This window comes from Tenacibaculum skagerrakense (genome assembly GCF_004345825.1).
GTDB classification, from domain to species: Bacteria; Bacteroidota; Bacteroidia; order Flavobacteriales; family Flavobacteriaceae; genus Polaribacter; species Polaribacter skagerrakensis.
Window position 1 is genome coordinate 82,246 of sequence record NZ_SLXM01000007.1, and the last position, 20,898, is coordinate 103,143.

The window sequence follows — 20,898 nt, forward strand, 5'->3', positions numbered from 1 at the left end:
TTTTGTGTCCAAATTTTTACGAATGAGTCAATTTTACACACTAAAAATAAAAGAAGTTATTAGAGAAACTGTAGCAGCAGTTTCTTTAGTTTTTGATATACCAGCAAATTTAAAGTCTGAATTTACTTTTGTTGCAGGACAGTACATTACTTTAAAAACTACGATTAATGGAGAAGAAGTAAGACGTGCTTATTCTTTGTGTTCTTCACCAAATAGTACTGAAGTAAAAGTAACAGTTAAAGCTGTTGAAAATGGAACATTTTCGGTGTTTGCTAATGAGACGTTACGAGCAGGAGATGAATTAGAAGTTTCTAAACCAGAAGGAAAATTTGTGTTACAACCTGAAGCTAACAAAAATTATATAGGTTTTGCTGCTGGAAGCGGAATTACACCGGTTTTATCGATGATTAAGTCGGTATTAGAAACAGAACCAAGTGCTAGTTTCACGTTAGTTTATGGGAACAAATCGGTAAATGATACTATTTTTTACGAGGAACTAAATAGCTTGAAAGATAAGTATGCTCCTAAATTTAATTTAAATTTTGTTTTTAGTAGAGAAAGCAAAGAGGGTAGTGTATTTGGAAGAATAGATAAAGCGCATGTTAATTACTTTTTGAAGAATATTTATAAAGAAATTAACTTTGATAAAGCTTTCTTGTGTGGACCAGAAGAGATGATAACTACGGTTTCGGAAACCTTAACTGAAAATGGGTTTGCTAAGGACGCAATTTTATTCGAATTGTTTACGGCTTCAATTGATGAAGCAGCAGCTAGCCAAGTAAAAGATGGGCAAACGCAAGTAGATGTAATGTTGGATGGTGAAACTATTTCTTTTACTATGTCTCAAGATAAAGACATATTATCGGAGAGCTTACGAAATAATGTAGATGCACCATATTCTTGTCAAGGCGGTGTTTGTAGTAGTTGTATTGCAAAAATTACAGAAGGTAAAGCCGTAATGGTAAAAAATCAAATTTTAACGGATGCAGAATTAGAAGAAGGGTTTATTTTAACGTGTCAAGCACATCCAACAACTTCTAAAATCACAGTAGATTTTGATGATGTATAACAGTAATAACATTTTAGGTTCATTAGATTATAGTAACGCTTATGCAGTTGGAGCTTTTATGGCTTTAATGATAGGGCCTGTGTTTTTTATGTTGTTAAAAACTAGTGCCTTAAAAGGATTTAGAGCTGCAATTGCTTTTGATGTTGGTGTTATTTTGGGTGATATTGTTTTTATTTCTATTGCTTACTACGGAAGTAGAAGTTTATTAGAAAAAATAAAAGACGATCCTAGATTGTTTTTTATAGGAGGATTAATTCTAATAGTATATGGACTAATCACGTATTTAGACAAAACCAATAAAAAAGAAATAGATGAATCTACTATAGACATTCCAAAAAGTAATAACTACTTCAAACTCTTTTTTCATGGTTTCTTTTTAAACTTTATCAATATTGGGGTTTTAGCGGGATGGCTAGGTATTATGGTTGTGGTTGGTCCTATGTTAGGAATGGATCCCGATTTAATTTTTTGGTACTTCGTGAAGGTTATTATGGGATACTTTATTTTAGACATCATAAAAATCCTATTAGCTAAACAACTTAGAAATAAATTAACGCCATTAGTAATTTATCGTGTAAAACGAGGAATGGGTGTGTTATTAATTGCCTTTGGAGCTTTAATGATGTTGAAAGGCTTTGTTCCAAAAGAAAAGATTGATGAATTTATGGACAAAGTAGAAATGAATCGAAAAAAATAAGCACTGTAAACACTGTTATTTCTTAGGTCATTTTGGATTTAATTGGGCATTAATTTGTTCTTGATACGCTGAATAATCACCATAATCTGTATGCTTTATAATTTTATTACCCTGAAATTCTAGGATAGTTACAAAAGGCATCGACACAAATAGTTTTTCACTACTATCTTTTTTAAACCAAGAAATAGGTAAAATACATTCAAAAGTAGTATTGAAAATTACAAAATTGTTTGACTGAAAACTTTTTTCCACCTTAAACTTTACATAAGGCGGCTTGTCATTTTCAAACTGACCTTTAAAGATGTTTTTGAAGAAGTTATAAACCTTTTCTTTTCCCTTTGCACTAAACTCAGTTTTAAAGGCACTGCTGGCTGTGGGATCACTGAAAAAAACTTCGTCATCATAGAAGTCTTTCATTGCATCAAAATCCCAATCTCCGTATGCTTCAATATATTTGGTTGCTATTTGTTTGATAGAATTTTGAGATGTTTGAGCAGAAACTATATTAAAAGTTAGCAAAAACATTAAAGAGCTCAGTAAAGTTTTCATAATAAAGTAGATGTATATTCAGTTAGTTTCCTTATTATCTGAAACTAAATGTATAGATTATCAAGTAAACTTTCGGAAAGCTACTAATAGTTTGGGAAAACTTTAAGTATTATAGTACTGTTGTGTTAACTTAAAATTTCTTGTTCGGATTTTTAATTCCCTTTTCAAGATAAGTATGCATGATTCTTTTTAAAATATTTCTCCCAGAAAAACCTTTTTTAGAAAGTATAGGAAAGCGCTTATTCAAAGGCTCATTATCTATATATAACTCACATGGAGGAGTGGTTTTGGCAAAATCCTCAACGCTATCAAAGTTTTTAGCAGCATCTTTGAAAGCTAAGAAATGTTTGTATTTCCAAACACCACTATTATACGCTTGATACTGATATTTTCCCGACTTACTATTTTCGAGTTGCTTTTTAGTTCTTCTTCCAAAGAAATTCGAAATTCGACTTATAAAAACACCTGGATAATAAGAACGATGCATCAATTTTATAGAAGGATATACATTATCTGAAATATCTTTTAATAGCACAGTGTTAAAACCAACATTTTTAACATCTTTTAAAAAGCTATCTTCATAGATAAAGTCATCAATAGCCCAAGAATCTGCCCACTTTCTTAAAACTGTTTTTTCTTCATTATTTTTAGGCTCTCTTAAGAAATAGTCAGAGATTAAAAGCCATCCTCCTGGTTTTAAAAGTCTAAATGCTTCTTTCAAGAAATCAACTTTATTTTCGGCATGCACAACGCTTTCAATTCCAAAAATTACATCGAAACTATTATCAGGAAATGAAGTATGGCAAAAGTTTTGGCAAGAAAAATTCACTAAGTCGTTAGCGTCATTTTCTTTTTTGTATTCTAACGCTCTTTCAATATGAGCTGCTGAGAGAGAAATACCTTCTACTTTACAGCCTATATTATTGGCGAGGAAAAAAGAAGTTCCACCAACTCCACAACCAGCGTCTAACACATAATCAGTTTCTTTTATTTGAGCATTTTTTGCAATTTGGTAATTCATAGTCCAAAGTGCTTGTCTATGTGTATTTACTTGATCATCCCAATACCCGTAGTGTAATGCCATAGATTGCTTAAGCTGCCAAACAATTTCGTAATCTCTTAAGGATTCATGATAATACGACTTGATTTCTTGATGATATGTTTCAGACATTTCAGGAGATTTGTTATATGTATTTGTAATCATATTTTTAAAAACTGATTACGATTTTTTAAACGGTAAATTTAATTAAAAAGATGAGATACGATGGTTTAAGTGTTTTACCTGAATTTTATTATATAAAGACTAAATTTTAATCTAAAAAAAGTAACTAAACCCCTAGAATTAATTTAGCAATGGTAAAATAAATTAGAATACCAAAAATATCATTACTTGTGGTAATAAAAGGCCCTGTAGCTATCGCCGGATCGATGCCTCTTTTATCTAAAAATAAAGGGATAAAAGTGCCAATTAAACCTGCTACAATAATAACTACAACTAACGATACAGAAACAGCAAAAGAGGTCTGTATATCTTTATTGTAAAACCATATGAAAATAAATAGAACGATGGCCAATGCTAGACCGTTTAATGCGGCTAATAGCATTTCTTTAACTAGACGTTTATTAATACTTCCTTTTACATCGTCATTAGCTAAACCTTGTACAATAATTGCAGAAGATTGAACTCCAACATTTCCCGCCATTGCGGCAATTAATGGTGTAAAAAAGAATAATACAGCATTTTCTTTGAATGAGTCTTCAAAACCACCCATAATTAAAAAAGCTCCAATTCCTCCGATTAACCCTAAAAATAACCAAGGTAAACGAGCACGTGTAAGTTCCAAAATCGTATCATCTGCTTCTACATCTTGGGTAATACCCGCTGCTAACTGGTAATCTTTATCAGCTTCTTCTTTAATTACATCAACAATATCATCAATAGTAATACGTCCCACTAAAATTCCTAATTCATCAACTACAGGAATAGCTTCTAAGTCGTATTTACGCATTTTATTAGCAACATCTTCTGCACTATCATGAACGTTTACAGAATCAACTCTAGGAATATAAACATCGGCAACTTTAGATTTTGTAGAGGCCATTAGCAAGTCTTTTAAAGACAATCTACCTGTTAATCTACCACTATCGTCAACCACATAAATAGAATGTACTCTGGTAACTTCTGCAGCTTGTTCTCGCATCCTAGTTACACAGCCTAAAACCGACCAGTTTTCGTTAACTTTTACTAATTCTTTGGCCATTAAACCTCCAGCAGAATTTTCATCGAAACGAAGTAGTTCAACAATTTCTTTAGCATGCTCCTCATCCACTATTTGTTGCATTACTTCTTCCTTCCTTTCTTCAGGAAGTTCAGCAATAACGTCAGCAGCATCATCAGTATCTAATTCTTCTATTTCCTCTGCGATTTCTTTAGCAGAAAGTTGTTCTAGAATTTTTTCACGAACATCAGTATCAACATCCATTAATACTCCAGAAGTAGTCTCACTATTTAGTAAACGGATAATATAAACAGCATCATCAAAAGAAAGTTCATCTAAAACTTCAGCGATATCAGCATGATGCACATCATGAAACAGTTCAGAAAGGTCATTATCCTTTTGATCTGCTATTAAATTAGAAACGTTTTCAAGAAGTTCTGTTGTGATTTCTATCGCCATGACTTGCAATTTTATCTGTGAGTTCTATAAATTCCTGTACCGATAATTGTTCGGGACGCATCGCAAATATAGGGTCTTCTTTTAAGGTTTCCGAAAGATTCATAGATTTTAAACTGCTTCGCAACATTTTTCTGCGTTGATTAAAAGCTGTTTTTACCACAGTAAAAAATAATTTTTCATCGACAGGTAATGTGTAATTTTCTTTTCGGATCATTCGCATTACACCCGAATCAACTTTAGGAGGAGGATTAAATACCGAAGGAGGAACAGTAAATAAATATTCTACCTCATAAAAAGCTTGTGCTATTACAGATAAAATTCCATAGGTTTTACTTCCTTTTTTTTCAGCAATTCGTTGTGCTACTTCTTTTTGAAACATTCCCGAAAATTCAGGAACCATATCTCTATTTTCAATAGCTTTAAATACAATTTGACTTGAAATATTATAGGGAAAATTACCAATGATAGCTATCGGTTCCCCATTAAAAAGTTGTGGCAAATTTTGTTTTAGAAAATCACCTTCTATAATCTGAAATTTATCAGTAGAAGTATCCAGTTTAAAATGCTCAAGAGGAAATGTTTCTTTTAGGTAGGTTACAGACTCTGAATCGAGTTCGAGCACAGTAACTTTAGGCTTCTTCTCTAATAAATATTTGGTAAGCACCCCCATACCTGGACCGATTTCTAATACATTATTGTAATTGTTTTCGGTTAAGGTATCTGCTATTTTTTTTGCAATATTTTCATCGGTTAAAAAATGCTGACCTAAATGTTTTTTTGCTCGTACACTCATAGTGCAAAGATAGCAAGTTATAAAGAGCTTTCTTGAAATAGTTGTTGTGTATATTCTAATAATTCAGAATCTCCTGATTTTCCATGCCCAGGAATTACGATTTCTATTTGAGGATATGTGTTTTTTATTTTTTGAATGGTATTAGACCATTCTTTCACATTAGCATCTCCAAGATATCCTTTTGAAGCTTTCAAACTTTTTAACAAACAGCCACCAAAAAGTGCTTTATCTTCAGGAAAATATGCAACAATATTATCTTTTGTATGTCCTTCACCCAAAAAAGAAACAATTACTTTTTTATTTCCTAATTGAAATTCTTTAGAAGATGAAAATTCGTTTTTAGGTAAGGTTTTTATATTTTGACTTTTTGCAAGTTCCATCGTTACATCTAAAGCATAAGATTCGACATTAGCAGTATGGAATTGATGTAAACCTCCTAAACAATCTTCGTGAAAATGCGTAGGAACAATGGCTATAATTTCAGACTTTAACTCAGATTGAATCCATTCAATTAGCTGTTTTGAAGCTTTATCATTAGTCGGAGTGTCAAAAACAATGGCTTTTCCATCATTTACAATAATTGCTCCATTACATGGTACATTCCCAAAAGTTTCTGTTTGTAAAAAGGAAGTGTGTTGCCAAACATGAGTAGAAACCTGAGTAATATTAATAGTGTCGGATTTATAATCTTTTACTTTAAATCTACAACTATTTAATAAAGAAACAAGTACAACAAAGAACAATATTTTTTTACTCTCCATATTTAGAGCCATTTAAAAAGTAGACGTCTTCACGTATGTCATTTCTCCATTTATCACCATATTTTTTATCAAAGAAGTTAAAAATAGTTTGATTGTATTGTTTCATACATTCAAAATCTTCGATTATACAACCCAAAAAGTGATACTTGAAGTTAAATTTCTTTTCATCAACCTTATCATCATTATGATAATAAAGAGCAATTCCACTAATAACAATTAATCTTATATTATTGTTTTTTATGTCTTCTAATGCTTTTTTTCTATTAAACTGACAATTAGAATTGTAGATTATACTGAAATTTTTAACAGATTTGTTTTCAATATTAATATTAAACTCATTGTTTTTACTACCATCATAAATATACTTTAATATATAGATGCCTTTTTTTAAATCTTTAAATTCAAAAAAACCTAAACTGTCTGTTTCAATAATATGATAACCAGGTTTTAGTTCTAGAATTAAATCTTTACTAGGTAATGTATCATCAGCAACAATAATTTTAGCATAACCAGATATAGAATACATTTCTTTATGTTGAGAAAATAATACTAAGCAGTTAATGAAAAATAATAAATAAAGAAATCGATTTGTATACATTCTAGTTACTCGCAACTATAGGAAAAAACTCTTCAACGACTTTTAGCTCAGTTCTAAAAGCAACCATTTTATCAGCAAAGCGTTTCATACCATCTGAACGAAGTTTTTCTGCGTCGTACTTATAATAATTATCTAAATCTTCTCTAGTTTTTGCAGTGTATTGAATAGAATAAGTAACTCCACCCATTTCTTCTTCTACCAAAACTTGAGTCATTTTAGCACTTACAAATCTTCCAGTAGCCAATACTTCTGGAATATGAGATTGCATCCATGTTAACCATTCTCTTTCTACACTCTCGTCAATATTAATTGTTACGTTGTATATATACATTCTTTTGTTTTATTCAATTTTATATAGAATCCCCTCTTAATCTTCTAAACTTTTTTCTAGCATCAACCAAGTAAATACTAGACGGATAGTCAAAAATAATTTTTTGATAATATTCTTTCGCTTTTTCAATGTCTTTTAGTTCGTTTTCATACAATTCAGCCATTAAATAAAAAGCATCATCAGCTAAAATACCTTCTTTATTGATGTTGATAATAGCATTGTAATTTTCAATTGCTTTAGGCACTTGTTTTGTTTTAACAAATAAATGAGCTTGTTTAAATAAAGCTTCATCTTCAATTGGCTGACCTTTGTAATCGGCTAGAATATTGTTTAAAATAGATAAAGCTTCTTGGTCTTTGTTTTGAAATGCAAGTAAGTCTGCTTTTGCATATTCTTTTAACCCAGAAGGAACACTATCTTTAGGTTGATTATCTGAAATAATTAAAAATAAATCGGCAGCATCATTAGCAATTAGTTGTGTGGCAGATCCTTTTAGAACTTTTAATTGTGCCTTAGCCCATTTAAAATCGTTTTTAAAGTATGATGTTTGTGCAACTTTATATCGAGCTAATTGTCCTAACTCATGATTTTCAAATTGTGTTTGTACTTGAGAATAATAAATTAAAGCTTTATTAAACAAACTTTGATACACATGAACATCTGCTAGTTTTAATTTAACTCTTGCCTTTTGAAATTTATTTTCAGAAAAAGGAAGGGCAGTTTCTAGTATTTTTTTAGCTTCTTCAGGTTGATTTTTCGTAAACGTTACATAATCTGCATAAGTAACTTGAATGGAAAAAGTACTTTTATTGATGCCAAACTCTTGAAAAACAGCTTTGAACTTTTGTTCTACTTCTGGATCATTGGTTTTTACTGCAATTTGAAGATTCATTTGAATTGCATTAAACTTATCTCTAAGATAGCTTGTGTTTTCAATAGTAAAATCAAAACATTTTTTAGCCGTTTCGTAATCTTTGTTATCAAAAGCTATTTCACCTAATTGATAGATACTAACTAAACGATCATTGTTTCTTGCATACAAAGCTTTGTTTTGAACAAGTGCCTTTCCGTAATCTTTTTGTTTGATAAATAGCCAACGTAATAAATCATTCCAAACATCTTTAGGATTACTGGCAGATTTACGTAATAGCGCTTTTTTAAATAAAATATTATTCGAATCTTCAGAATCATCAGTGATATATCTAGCACAATAGCGCTTAACGATATTTATATAATTATCGTTTTTATCGAGATATTCAACATATTCATTAAACATAAATTCGAAGTCTCCTTTTTCACCATAAATTTGAGCAATTTGAAATCCATAGTGAGCATTTGGATTATGTAAAGAGGTTTCTTTGTAAGCTTTTATTGCTAAGTCTAGCTTATTGTAATCTTTAAATAGATTGGCAATAGTACCTCCATAACCTGGTTCATCTTTAATAGAGGTCAGAGCTCTTTGGTAATATTTTTCAGCTTCTTTACTTTTTTGTTCCCTTTCGTAGTTATAACCTAACATTACATTCAAGAGAGTAAGTTTTGGTCTTGATTTTATTTTTTGTTCAAGTAATGTTTTTGAATTTTCAAACTGATTGGTTTCTTGATAACAGCTAATTAAACGTTGTAAATAAGTGGTGTTGTATGGGCTTCTATTTACTAAGTCTTTGTAAAGTTGAGCAGCTTTTTCATATTCACTATTTCTAAAATAATTTTCAGCTAAAGCAAAAGTACTCGATTGTGCTTGGGAAAAAATACTGAAAACCAGTAGGGTTAAGAAAATTATTCGAAATCTCATCAATCAAAAATAAGGAAGATAAATGTTAAAATTTAATTAAATGTGTGGCTTTTTTTTGAAGTAGGTGTAATGTTTTGGCACGGAATTTGTCTTATTGATAGAAACTAATACAAATTTATTATGAAAAACGTAACGAAACAATACGAACTATCTAGTAGAAAAGCAAAGGAGTTTATGAAAAACGGTCAAATATCTCAATATTTTGAAGCTTTGCTTGAAATGAATAAATATAAAAGATTAATGGTAGCTATTGCAGCGAATTAATATATACATTGTTTGAAGAAATCCAGTAACCAGCGGCGCGCACTGATTACTGACTTCTAAAACTTTTTTTAATTTATAATATCAAACCCACAATAAGGAACCAATACTTCAGGTATTTTAATTCCTTCGTCTGTTTGATAATTTTCAATAATACCAGCTAGTACACGAGGTAATGCTAATGAACTACCGTTTAATGTATGTACTAATTGATTTTTACCTTCACTATTCTTGTAACGTAACTTTAAACGATTTGCTTGAAATGTTTCAAAGTTAGATGCTGAACTTATCTCTAGCCATCTTTGTTGAGCAGTTGAATATAATTCAAAATCAAAAGTTAAGGCAGAAGTAAATCCAATATCACCACCACATAAACGTAAAATACGATAAGGTAATTTTAATTCGCGTAAAATTCCTTTGATATGCTCAACCATCCCGTTTAATGCTTCATATGAATTTTCTGGTCGCTCTATTCGAACAATTTCCACTTTGTCAAATTGATGCAAACGATTCAATCCGCGTACATGTGCACCATAACTACCAGCCTCTCTTCTAAAACATGGAGTATATCCTGTTAAAGCAATTGGTAATTCATCTTCTTTTAACAAGTCACCACGAAATAAATTCGTAACAGGAACTTCAGCTGTAGGAATTAAATATAAATCGTCTCCAGTAACATGGTACATTTGACCTTCTTTATCAGGTAATTGTCCTGTTCCAAAACCAGAAGCTTCATTAACTAAATGAGGAACTTGAACCTCATTATATCCGGCAGAGGTGTTTTTATCTAAAAAATAATTGATTAAAGCACGTTGTAAACGAGCACCTTTACCTTTATATACAGGAAAACCAGCACCTGTAATTTTAGCACCTAAATCAAAATCTATAATATCATATTTTTTAACTAATTCCCAGTGAGGTAAGGCATTTTCACCTAAATCTGGAATAGTACCCTCTCTAAAAACCTCTTCATTATCTTCTTCGTTAGATCCAGCAGGAACTGATGTATGAGGAACATTAGGAAGTTGATATAAAAGTTCTTGTAACTTATCAGTAACGACATTTAAATCATCAGTTAAAGTTTTAGACTGTTCTTTTAATTGAGCAGTTTTTTCTTTAAGAAGATTTGCTTTTTGAACTTCACCCGATTTAAAAAACGCGCCTATTTCCTTGGATAATTTATTCGATTCTGCAAGTGTTTCGTCTAATGAAACTTGAGTAGCTCTTCTAGTTTCATCGGCTTCTAATACTTGGTCAAGAATTTCCTCAGCATTCGCAAAATTTCTTTTTGCCAATCCTTCCAAAACAGACTGTTTGTTTTCTCGAATAAATTGAACTTGTAACATGTTTTTAAAATTTAAGCGACAAAGATAAAAGAAGCGCTACATTTAAACAACGTGAAGTTACATATTATTATTAATGAAAGTCAAAGAAGCTAATTTATCTTGTTTTAATTGGTCCGTAAGAGCTTCTATTGAATCAAATTTTACTTCTTCTCTTAGGAAAAAAAGCAATTCAATTTTTAGTGTCTCTCCGTAAAGATTTTCTGAAAAATCGAAAAAATTCACCTCAATGGTTTGGTTGTTACCATTTAATGTAGGTCGATTACCAATGTTCATCATACCATAGAAAAGTCTGTTTTGTATGGTAGATTGTACAACATACACACCAGCTTTAGGAATTAATTTGTAATCCTCTTCAATTTCTATGTTAGCAGTAGGAAACCCTATTGTATTACCAACTTTTTTCCCGTCTACTACCTTTCCTTTTAACGTATAATTATAACCTAAATATTTATTGGCAGTTTTTAGAGCACCTTCTTTTAAAGCTCTTCTTATTTTGGTAGAACTAACAGCAACAGAATCGATGTCCTGAGCAGGAATTTCCTGTACTTTAAAATTATATATGTGAGAATATTCGGTAAGTTGTTCGATGTTTCCTTCTCTGTTTTTTCCAAAATGATGGTCATAACCAATAATTAACTTTGAAACCTTTAATTGATTTACAAGAAGATCTCTAACAAAATCTCTGGCAGATAGTCTCGAGAACTCTCTGCTAAATGGATGGATAATTAAATAATCTAGCCCAGTTTTTTCCAGCAAATCAATTCGTTCATCTATGGTATTTATAAGCTCTATAGATGCGTCTTTTTGAAGAACCATACGAGGATGAGGAAAAAAAGTAAGTAAAGCAGATTTTTTGTTGTTGTCGTGAGCTTGTTTTACTAAGTCATGAACTATTTTTTGATGTCCTATGTGAACTCCATCAAAAGTTCCAATAGTAACATAGGTTTCATGTGTTGGTGTAAAATCAAAAATAGAATGGACTGTCTCCAAGTTAACTTAATTTTTAGGCAAATTTACAAGTTAAATTATCAAAACGATATTTTCGATAATAAAATATGATAATGATAAAAAAAAGGGTGCTTTAATGTGTGAATAGTAATAAAAACTGACAAAATATTTTATGAATGAAAAAAAATTGTATTTTGCGATATAGTTAACAAATTATTTACATTATGATAAAAAAGTTATTATTGGCTGCGTTTACATTGTTTTGTAGCTCATTAATGATGGGGCAAACTACTGTTACTGGAACAGTAAACGATGCGACACTCGGAGGTCCTCTACCTGGGGCCGACATTAAAGTTTCTAGAAAGTCCGTTGGTACAAACACTGACTTTGATGGAAAATTTACTTTAACTGTTACTGATACACCACCTTTTACTATTGAAATTTCTTCGTTAGGGTATCAAACAGTTACTGTGGAAATTACCCAAAACAACCAAGTTGTAGAGGTTTCTTTAAAAGAAAATGCTACTGCGTTAGATGAAGTGGTAATTTCAGCTTCTAGAACACCTGAACGAGTTATGGAATCTCCTGTAACTATTGAAAGGTTTGATTCGAGAGCTATTAAAAATACATCTGCACCTTCTTTCTATGATGGATTAGAAAACTTAAAAGGGGTAGATATTAACACAAACAGTTTAACATTTAAATCTGTAAACACAAGAGGTTTTGCAACATTTGCTAACACGCGTTTCATGCAGTTAGTTGATGGTATGGATAACTCTTCACCAGCGTTAAACTTTGCTTTAGGAAACTTATTAGGTTTGTCTGAACTTGATGTTAAGAGTGTTGAATTATTACCTGGTGCTTCATCTGCATTATATGGAGCTAATGCTTTCAACGGAATCATGTTCATGAGAAGTAAAAATCCTTTTAACGATCAAGGTGTTAGCTTTGTTTTTAAGACAGGGTTAACAAACCAAGAAGCTGCAGGAAGCAATGAGTTTTATGATACTAGTATTCGTTTGGCTCATACTTTTGACGATTATTTTGCTGCAAAAGCAACGTTATCTTATTTAAAAGGAACTGAATGGTTTGCTACAGACTACAGAAACACTTCTAATGGTGATTATATAGCTGGAGATAGAGATTCAGATATTAACTACGATGGATTAAACGTTTATGGAGATGAGGTTTCTACCAATATTAGAGGTGTAGCTCAAATTTTAGAGAGCAGAGGATTAATTCCTGCAGGAGCATCATCTTTAGTGCCAAGCGTTAATGTAAGTAGAAATGGATATAATGAAAGAGATTTAATGGATTACGATGCAAGAAGTATGAAATTTGGAGCTTCTATGCACTATCGTCCATGGGGTAATGATCGTTTAGAAATTATTTGGAATTCTAAATTCGGTAGAGGAAACACTATCTATCAAGGAGCTAACCGTTACTACATTAAGAATTTCTTTATGGAGCAACATAAGTTAGAGTTTAGAGGTAAATATTTCTTCGTTAGAGGATATATGACAGCAGAAGATGCTGGAGATTCTTACGATAGTAGATTTACAGCGATCAACATTAACAGAAGCTGGAAAGACGATAATACATGGTTTGGACAGTATGTTGGTGGATATTTAGGAGCTGTATTAGGAGGTGCTACAAATGACGCTGCTCACGATGCTGGTCGTAATGCTGCACAACAAGGAGCTTTAGTTCCTGGTACTGCAGCTTTCCAAGAAGCATTTAATCAAGTAACTAATGACCCAGATTTAAGTACTGGTTCTAAGTTCCAAGATCAGTCTCAAATTCGTCACGTTGATGCAAACTTAAATTTAAGTCCTTACATTGATTTTGCTGAATTCCAAGTTGGAGGATCTTACAGAGAGTACTCATTACGTTCTAGAGGAACTATCTATACTGATTACGATGGACCAATCGATTATGACGAATATGGTTTATATACCCAAATGCAAAAGAAGTTTTTAGATGATAGATTAAAGTTTACAGGATCTGTTCGTTATGATAAAGCTCAAAACTTTGATGGTAACTTCTCACCAAGAGTATCGTTAGCATATGCTGCTGGAGAAGATAAAAACCATAACTTCAGAGCTTCTTTCCAAACTGGATTTAGAAACCCAACTACTCAAGATCAATACATTGGTTTAGATGTAGGTAGAGCTTTCTTAGTAGGTTCTGCTCCAGATAACTTAGATAGATATAATACACCAAGTATTACGTTAAGTGGTAATGGAGCTGCATTAGCAGGAGCTCCTTCGGTATCTTTATCTGGTAGGTCAGCATATGAGAACGCTTTCTCTTCAAGTTCTGTTCAAAATTTTATAGCAGGAAATATAGCTGCTCCAGTAAAGGCTGATGTTGGTTTTGTAAAACCTGAAAAAGTTACAGCTTATGAAGTAGGATATCGTGGTGCTATACCAACAGGAGAAAATAAATTAAGTGTAGACTTAAGTGTTTATTATAACGATTATGAAGATTTTATAGCGAACGAGATTGTTGTTGCTCCTTTATATGGACAAGCAGATTTATCTGATACAGCACCAATTGGGCCAGGAGGTTCTCAAGTACCAGTGGCATTAGCTGCATTAGGAAATGGAGATTTCAAGACATTTAATACGTACACAAATTCAAGTGCTGATATCAGTTCTTATGGTGCAACTATAGGATTAAACACAAAAGTATTTAATGGTTTCAATGTTGGGTTAAACTATACATGGTCTAAATTTGATTTTGATCAAGCTTCTGACCCTGATTTTGAGGCAGGATTCAACACACCAGAACATAAAGTTAAGTTCCAGTTTGGTCATACAGATCTTTTTGAAAACTTTGGTTTCAACGTAAACGTAAGATGGCAAGATGAGTACTTATGGGAATCAACATTCCATGACGCTGTAATTGATGCAAGAACAGTTTTAGATGCTCAAATCAATTATAAAATACCATCTATTAAATCTGTATTTAAAGTTGGAGGAGCTAACTTAACAGGTCAAGAATATTTAAGTGCGCCTGGAGTTGGTGCTATTGGTTCTCAATACTACATTTCTTGGACAATTAATAACTAAAAGATGAAAAAAATGAAATTTAAATATAGCTGGTTGCCAATTGCATTATTGAGTTTAACAGCATGTGATATAAATAATGAACTAGAAGCAATTCCTGAAGTTGAAACACCTGTTGTACAGGTTGATGCTACTGGATTAGATTTGTCTAACTATGTTGCTGTTGGAGCGTCATTTAGTGCTGGATTTACGGATAATGCATTGTTTATTGCAGCACAGGAAAATTCGTTTCCAAATATCATTAGCAAAAAGTTTCAATTAGCTGGTGGAGGTGACTTTGTTCAACCATTAATGAATGATAACATTGGAGGTCTTTTATTTGGAGGAAACATGATCCAAGGACCAAGATTATTTTTTAATGGTAGTGGACCAGCTTCGTTATCAACATTAGGAGCTGTACCTACTACAGAGGTTACTACAAAATTACCAAGCACTAATAATAACTATGGTGTTCCTGGGGCTAAAAGTTACCATTTTGTATTTGGCGGTTACGGTAGTGTTAATGCTGTACCGTTAGGTCAAGCAAACCCGTATTTTGCTAGATTTTCTTCTAGTGAAACTGCATCTATTTTAGGAGATGCAATGGCTAACCAACCAACATTCTTTACACTTTCTGAAATAGGAGGTAACGATGTATTAGGTTATGCTTTAGGAGGAGGAGCTGGAGTAGACCAGACAGGTAATCCAAACGCAAACTCTTATGGTTCTGCGGATATTACTGACCCAGGTCTTTTCAAGCAAATCTTTGATACAATGGTTGCTACTTTAACGTCAAACGGAGCAAAAGGTGTTGTTGGAAACATTCCTTACATCACATCATTAGCTCATTTTACAACTGTGCCTTATAATCCATTGGACCCAACAACTAATTCTGATTTAGCTGGACAAATTCCGTTATTAAATAGCGTGTATGGAGCAATTAATCAAATTTATGCTGGAGCTGGACAACCTGAAAGATCTATTGTTTTTTCAGCTGATGGACCAAACGCGATGGTTATTTATGATGAGGATGCTACAGATTTATCTGCTGCTATTACCGCTACGTTAGGAGCTAGCCCAACATTTGTACCTTTTGTACAATCGTTAGGTTTACCGGCTGCTGCTGCACCGTTAGTGGCTCAATTATTAGGACAACAATATGGTAAGGCAAGATCGGCTACTGAGAATGATTTATTTGTGTTAACAAGTAGTTCAATTATTGGTACTGTTGATACCACAGCGGCTGCTAATTTAGTAGCTCAAAGTGGAGGTTTATTACCAGCTACTTTAGCAGGTCAATTTTCTGCACAGGGTATTACTTTACCATTAGCTGATAAGTGGGTGTTAACTCCTCAAGAGCAAAACAATATTAAAGTAGCTACAGACGCTTATAACGTTACAATTAAAGCTGCTGCAGATGCTAATGGTTTAGGGTTTGTAGACTTTAACGCTATATTACAAGAAGCTGCAACAAGTGGATTAAACTTTGGAGATTTTACAATGACTACTAACTTAGTTACTGGAGGTTTAGTAAGTTTAGATGGAGTTCACTTAACTGCTAGAGGTTATGGGTTAATGGCTAATGAGTTTTTAAAGGCTACTGATGTTACTTATGGAAGTAACTTCACTTTAGCTACAGACGGTTTAGCTAATCCGAATGATTTACCTACAAACTATTCACCAATGTTGTGGTAAATAGTTTATACTATCATAATGTAAAAAGGTTGGGAATTTCCCAACCTTTTTATTTTTTGTCTTTATTCTCAATGATATACTTTTTATACTTTCCATCTTTATACCTGTAGTATATAAAAATGGGCATCAATATAAATGACATATACATTACTCCAAGCCCCATTACAATTTGAGCTTTTTCGTGTTCAATATTCAGTAGATATATACCGGTAGCCATCCAAACTAAAAAGAGGATAAATAATATTTTAAGAAGTGTTTTCATCAATTAGGTATTTAATACAAAAATAAAAATCCTGTTAATAGGTTACTAACAGGATTTAAAAGTTTATTTAGGGTTGTTTCTTACATTTTCATCAACCAAGCACGCATATCAACTTCTTCTTTGATAATTGCTCTTAAATCGGCTATTTTTACTCGTTTTTGTTCCATAGTATCTCTGTGACGGATTGTAACAGTATTGTCTTCTAATGAATCATGATCTACAGTAACACAGAAAGGTGTACCAGCAGCATCTTGTCTACGGTATCTTTTTCCAACAGAATCTTTATCTTCATACATTACTGTAAAATCCCATTTTAAATCATCAACAATTTCACGAGCTAATTCAGGTAAACCAGAATTATTTACCAATGGGAAAACTGCTACTTTAGTTGGCGCTAATACGGCAGGTAATTTTAAAACCGTTCTAGAAGTTCCGTTCTCTAATTCCTCTTCTTGTAATGAGTTAGAGAAAACAGCTAAAAACATTCTATCTAAACCAATAGAAGTTTCTAATACATAAGGAACATAACTTTTATTTTCATCAGAATCGAAATATTGTAATTTCTTTCCTGAATACTCTTCATGAGCCTTTAAGTCGAAATCAGTACGAGAATGTATTCCTTCTAGTTCTTTAAATCCAAAAGGAAACTTAAACTCAATATCAGCAGCTGCATCAGCATAATGCGCTAATTTCTCATGGTCATGGAAACGATAATTATCTTCTCCCATTCCTAGAGATAAATGCCACTTTAAACGTGTTTCTTTCCAGTGTTGGTACCATTCTTTTTGAGTACCTGGTTTAATGAAAAATTGCATTTCCATTTGTTCGAATTCACGCATTCTAAAAATAAATTGTCGTGCTACAATTTCGTTTCTAAATGCTTTTCCAGTTTGTGCAATTCCAAAAGGAATTTTCATTCTACCAGTTTTCTGAACATTCAAGAAGTTTACAAAAATACCTTGAGCGGTTTCTGGTCTTAAATACACCTTCATTGAGCTATCAGCAGAAGCACCTAATTGAGTTCCGAACATTAAGTTAAACTGTTTAACATCTGTCCAGTTTTTAGATCCGGTTAATGGATCAGCAATTTCTAACTCTTCAATTAAGGCTTTTACATCTGCTAAATCTTCATTTTCTAAAGACCTTGCAAGACGAGACAAAATAGTATTTATCTTTTCTTGATATCCTAAAACTCTTGGGTTTGTAGACAAAAACTGATCTTTATCAAAAGATTCACCAAATCGTTTAGCTGCTTTGGTAACTTCTTTATCGATTTTAGCTTCTATTTTAGCGCAATAATCTTCTACTAAAACATCAGCTCTATATCTTTTTTTAGAATCTTTATTATCAATCAATGGATCATTAAATGCATCAACATGCCCAGAAGCTTTCCAAGTAGTTGGGTGCATTAAAATGGCAGCATCAATTCCTACGATATTCTCGTTCATTTGCACCATTGCTTTCCACCAGTATTCTCTAATATTCTTTTTTAGCTCAACTCCATTTTGAGCATAATCATAAACAGCGCTAAGACCATCATAAATTTCAGATGATTGAAAAATATAACCGTACTCTTTAGCGTGTGAAATAACCTTTTTAAATTGATCTTCTTGTTTTGCCATAATACTGCAAAAATATAATATGGTTTGAATTAATAATAGTCTAAAAACAAAAAAGTGAAGAAATTACATTCTTCACTTTTTTTTAGGTTGTTTTTTGTGAATTTTATCTAAGAGTCACTTCTGTTTTAGCAGAAAACACTCCATCAACATAGGCACTTACTGTGTAGGTTCCTTTTTTTATGTCATCTCTGTTAACAAGTATTAAAGAAACTACACCTAATCTGTTGTTGTCATAATTTGCTAGCATGCTATCACTAAAAAAGACTTCAGAGCCATCTTTTAATTTTTCACTTCCCTTTGAAGCAACAACTTTTTTCTCCTCGTCTAAAATTTGAATTAATATTTCTTTTTTCCCTGGAGTTGTAACAGGGTTTGCAAGTAAATCAAATTTAACTCTAAAAGCATCTGTTCTTCTAGATCTTGAAGTATTGGTTAATTTCCCACTACTTCTTTCTTTCATTGCTTCAGCAACAATATTACTTACTTTTATTACTCCAGCAATATCAACTTTAGCTTTCAGTTGAGCTTGTCTTTTTTGAAGCGAAATATTCTGTTGTTGAAGATTTCTTTGTGATTCTACATTTTCATCAAGTTGTTGTTTTACAACGATGTTTTCTTGTAGTAATTCATAATTTTGTTTGTTCAAAGAATCAACTTGAATAAATAATCGTCTATTTTCTCTTTCAAGCTTTACAATTTTTCTAGAATATTTTACAATTAAGTTATAATTAGCTTTTTCTAAGTTCTTAATAGAATCACGAAGTAAAATAATCTTGTTAATTTCTTTGACTAGTCTTTGCGAAAGATCTTTATTTTTAACATTAACATTTTTGTAGTCTTCGATTATTTCATCAAGTTCAGCTTGAAGTTCAATTTTTTGGTCAGAAAAAGCGTCTTCTAACTTTTTATAATCGTTATTTAATTTAAAAGAGTAAACAATTAATAATATGACTAATGCTGCAATCAAATATTTAAAACCGCTAGGTTTAATGGTAATTTTTGAGCTCATTATATTGCTAATATGGGGTTTAACTTTATATGTATTTACCTAATAATTTCTTATTAGTGTAGGGGAAAACTTAGCTGGCTAAGTTACAATTTGTTGAATTAATTCAACAAAATTGGTTTCCAAAGATAGCATATTATTGTAATAGTTAACAAAAACTTAAAAGAATATACAAATCAAGCTATTTTTATTAATAACTTAATGATGTGTAAATTATTATAGTTAAGTAGTTGTAGATTTTAGATATTTAGTAATAAAACTAATGAAGTTAATTTATTTATCACCTTCACTAAGGTTCATAAAAGATGAAATTTCAATTACTTTTTGAGCATTTGATGTAGAATAAAATAAAGATAATTTTCCGTTTTTTGTTGAATTACAATTGATTACTGTGTCTTCGTTTCCTTTAAATAGTAATTCAACAGTATATCTTTTTTGTAGTGCTGTTTTTTCAGAAATAGTACTTACTGGATTTATTTTATAACACGTGTTATTATCAATTATTTGAGCGCTATCTATTGAAATTGTTTCATTTGCTTCCATTGTAACTATAAATTTCACATGAGGTTTTTCCATGGTAACATTAGAATACATGATTTTTCTCTTAGCACTAATTACTTTTAAGTTGCTCTGACAACCTATAAGTAACACGAAACAAAAAAAGATGAAATTGGAGGCCTTCATTTTAAGTGTATTTTTTGAGAAACCTAAGAAGCTGGAGTTATTAACGTAGAGTGGCAGCTCCTTAGGTTAGGATTATTTATATAAGAGCGAATTGATTCATGTCATTAATGCACTGTTGAAGTATTTTAACTATTCCATGTATGAGGGTAATTACTTCGCTTTATATGGCTATGAAACAGACTTCCAAAAAAATACCCTACTTTTTAATAAAAAAAAATTAAGTTTGCTTTCTATGAAGCATGAAGAATCAATATGCAAACCTAAAGTGTTTGAAGACATTTTTGATAATCATTCTGAGGGGCTTAGAAATTACTTGTATTATAAATCTGGAGATATGCATTTAGCAGAAGATTTAGTACAAGAAAGTTTTGTGAAGCTTTGGAATAGTTGTGCTAAAGTTACAGTTGCAAAAGCAAAATCTTTTTTGTTTACTGTAGCTAGTAATTTATTTTTGAATGTGGTAGCACATAAAAAAGTTGTGTTAAATCATCAAAAACAAACACCAAAGCAGTACACAAAAGAAACGCCAGAATTTATTTTAGAAGAGAAAGAGTTTATGGATAAATTGCAAAATGCTATTGCCGATTTATCTGAAAAGCAACGAGAGGTATTTTTGTTGAATAGAATTGACAAAAAAACATATACAGAAATATCCGAAATTGTTGGTATATCTGTAAAAGCTGTAGAAAAGAGAATGTCGTTAGCTCTAAAAAGCCTTAGAGAGAAAATAGAATTACTTTAAAAGTAGGGTAA

Annotated in this window: 20 protein-coding genes; 6 read left to right on the plus strand and 14 right to left on the minus strand. The window is 31.7% G+C overall.

Annotated features, from left to right (window positions below; genetic code table 11):
* Positions 1-22 precede the first annotated feature (22 nt).
* Together EV195_RS11935 and EV195_RS11940 are read left to right on the plus strand one after the other, a co-directional pair.
* Complete coding sequence (locus EV195_RS11935; protein WP_132795188.1) at positions 23-1,069, plus strand: ferredoxin--NADP reductase; 1,047 nt, start codon at positions 23-25, stop codon at positions 1,067-1,069.
* Positions 1,059-1,766 (plus strand): LysE family translocator, encoded by a 708-nt coding sequence (locus tag EV195_RS11940; protein WP_243693113.1) that lies wholly within the window; start codon positions 1,059-1,061, stop codon positions 1,764-1,766. The genes EV195_RS11935 and EV195_RS11940 overlap by 11 nt, the downstream gene beginning before the upstream one ends.
* A gap of 27 nt (positions 1,767-1,793) precedes the next feature.
* On the opposite strand, the gene EV195_RS11945 is transcribed toward EV195_RS11940, so the two are convergent.
* The 8 genes from EV195_RS11945 to EV195_RS11980 form a co-directional block, all read right to left on the minus strand.
* Positions 1,794-2,315, minus strand: a complete 522-nt coding sequence (locus EV195_RS11945; RefSeq protein ID WP_132795189.1) for a nuclear transport factor 2 family protein — start codon at positions 2,313-2,315, stop codon at positions 1,794-1,796.
* Between the two features lie 130 nt (positions 2,316-2,445).
* On the minus strand, positions 2,446-3,519 hold the full coding sequence (locus EV195_RS11950) for an SAM-dependent methyltransferase (RefSeq protein ID WP_132795190.1): 1,074 nt from the start codon (positions 3,517-3,519) through the stop codon (positions 2,446-2,448).
* A 124-nt stretch (positions 3,520-3,643) separates the two neighbouring features.
* Positions 3,644-4,993 (minus strand): magnesium transporter, encoded by a 1,350-nt coding sequence (mgtE, locus tag EV195_RS11955; protein WP_132795191.1) that lies wholly within the window; start codon positions 4,991-4,993, stop codon positions 3,644-3,646.
* Positions 4,962-5,786, minus strand: coding sequence for a 16S rRNA (adenine(1518)-N(6)/adenine(1519)-N(6))-dimethyltransferase RsmA (gene rsmA, locus EV195_RS11960; RefSeq protein ID WP_132795192.1), 825 nt, complete (start codon positions 5,784-5,786; stop codon positions 4,962-4,964). Before rsmA ends, mgtE begins: the two co-directional genes overlap by 32 nt.
* A 17-nt stretch (positions 5,787-5,803) precedes the next feature.
* Positions 5,804-6,559 (minus strand): subclass B1 metallo-beta-lactamase, encoded by a 756-nt coding sequence (bla, locus tag EV195_RS11965; RefSeq protein ID WP_317128225.1) that lies wholly within the window; start codon positions 6,557-6,559, stop codon positions 5,804-5,806.
* Positions 6,537-7,073, minus strand: a complete 537-nt coding sequence (locus EV195_RS11970) for an FEKKY domain-containing protein (protein WP_132795194.1) — start codon at positions 7,071-7,073, stop codon at positions 6,537-6,539. The genes bla and EV195_RS11970 overlap by 23 nt, the downstream gene beginning before the upstream one ends.
* Positions 7,074-7,146: 73 nt before the next feature.
* Positions 7,147-7,476 (minus strand): DUF4286 family protein, encoded by a 330-nt coding sequence (locus tag EV195_RS11975; RefSeq protein ID WP_132795195.1) that lies wholly within the window; start codon positions 7,474-7,476, stop codon positions 7,147-7,149.
* 19 nt (positions 7,477-7,495) lie between these two features.
* A complete protein-coding gene (locus EV195_RS11980) occupies positions 7,496-9,271 on the minus strand; it encodes a tetratricopeptide repeat protein (RefSeq protein ID WP_132795196.1) in 1,776 nt (591 codons plus the stop codon).
* 120 nt (positions 9,272-9,391) lie between these two features.
* Here EV195_RS11980 and EV195_RS16720 point away from each other — a divergent pair, with 120 nt between their 5' ends.
* Entirely contained in the window at positions 9,392-9,535 is a 144-nt protein-coding gene (locus EV195_RS16720) for a hypothetical protein (RefSeq protein WP_165915730.1), read from the plus strand.
* Between the two features lie 68 nt (positions 9,536-9,603).
* Here the strand turns inward: EV195_RS16720 and serS are convergent, their stop codons facing one another.
* The gene (gene serS / locus EV195_RS11985) at positions 9,604-10,878 is read right to left on the minus strand and encodes a serine--tRNA ligase (RefSeq protein ID WP_132795197.1); all 1,275 of its coding nucleotides are present in this window, start codon (positions 10,876-10,878) and stop codon (positions 9,604-9,606) included.
* A gap of 57 nt (positions 10,879-10,935) precedes the next feature.
* Complete coding sequence (locus EV195_RS11990; RefSeq protein WP_132795198.1) at positions 10,936-11,868, minus strand: bifunctional riboflavin kinase/FAD synthetase; 933 nt, start codon at positions 11,866-11,868, stop codon at positions 10,936-10,938.
* Positions 11,869-12,050: 182 nt separating this feature from the next.
* Here EV195_RS11990 and EV195_RS11995 point away from each other — a divergent pair, with 182 nt between their 5' ends.
* Together EV195_RS11995 and EV195_RS12000 are read left to right on the plus strand one after the other, a co-directional pair.
* A complete protein-coding gene (locus EV195_RS11995) occupies positions 12,051-14,900 on the plus strand; it encodes a TonB-dependent receptor (protein ID WP_132795199.1) in 2,850 nt (949 codons plus the stop codon).
* 12 nt (positions 14,901-14,912) lie between these two features.
* Complete coding sequence (locus EV195_RS12000) at positions 14,913-16,571, plus strand: SGNH/GDSL hydrolase family protein (protein ID WP_132795200.1); 1,659 nt, start codon at positions 14,913-14,915, stop codon at positions 16,569-16,571.
* Positions 16,572-16,620: 49 nt separating this feature from the next.
* On the opposite strand, the gene EV195_RS12005 is transcribed toward EV195_RS12000, so the two are convergent.
* From EV195_RS12005 to EV195_RS12020, 4 genes are all read right to left on the minus strand, one after another.
* Positions 16,621-16,833 carry a hypothetical protein gene (locus EV195_RS12005; protein ID WP_132795201.1) on the minus strand — a complete coding sequence of 71 codons (213 nt, stop codon included), beginning with the start codon at positions 16,831-16,833 and terminating at the stop codon, positions 16,621-16,623.
* An 80-nt stretch (positions 16,834-16,913) separates the two neighbouring features.
* Positions 16,914-18,455 carry a glycine--tRNA ligase gene (locus EV195_RS12010; protein ID WP_132795202.1) on the minus strand — a complete coding sequence of 514 codons (1,542 nt, stop codon included), beginning with the start codon at positions 18,453-18,455 and terminating at the stop codon, positions 16,914-16,916.
* A 103-nt stretch (positions 18,456-18,558) separates the two neighbouring features.
* Positions 18,559-19,464: a hypothetical protein gene (locus tag EV195_RS12015; protein ID WP_132795203.1), complete on the minus strand. Its 906-nt coding sequence runs from the start codon at positions 19,462-19,464 to the stop codon at positions 18,559-18,561.
* A 270-nt stretch (positions 19,465-19,734) separates the two neighbouring features.
* Entirely contained in the window at positions 19,735-20,055 is a 321-nt protein-coding gene (locus EV195_RS12020) for a hypothetical protein (RefSeq protein ID WP_132795204.1), read from the minus strand.
* Between the two features lie 322 nt (positions 20,056-20,377).
* Here EV195_RS12020 and EV195_RS12025 point away from each other — a divergent pair, with 322 nt between their 5' ends.
* Positions 20,378-20,887: an RNA polymerase sigma factor gene (locus EV195_RS12025; RefSeq protein WP_132795205.1), complete on the plus strand. Its 510-nt coding sequence runs from the start codon at positions 20,378-20,380 to the stop codon at positions 20,885-20,887.
* Positions 20,888-20,898 lie beyond the last annotated feature (11 nt).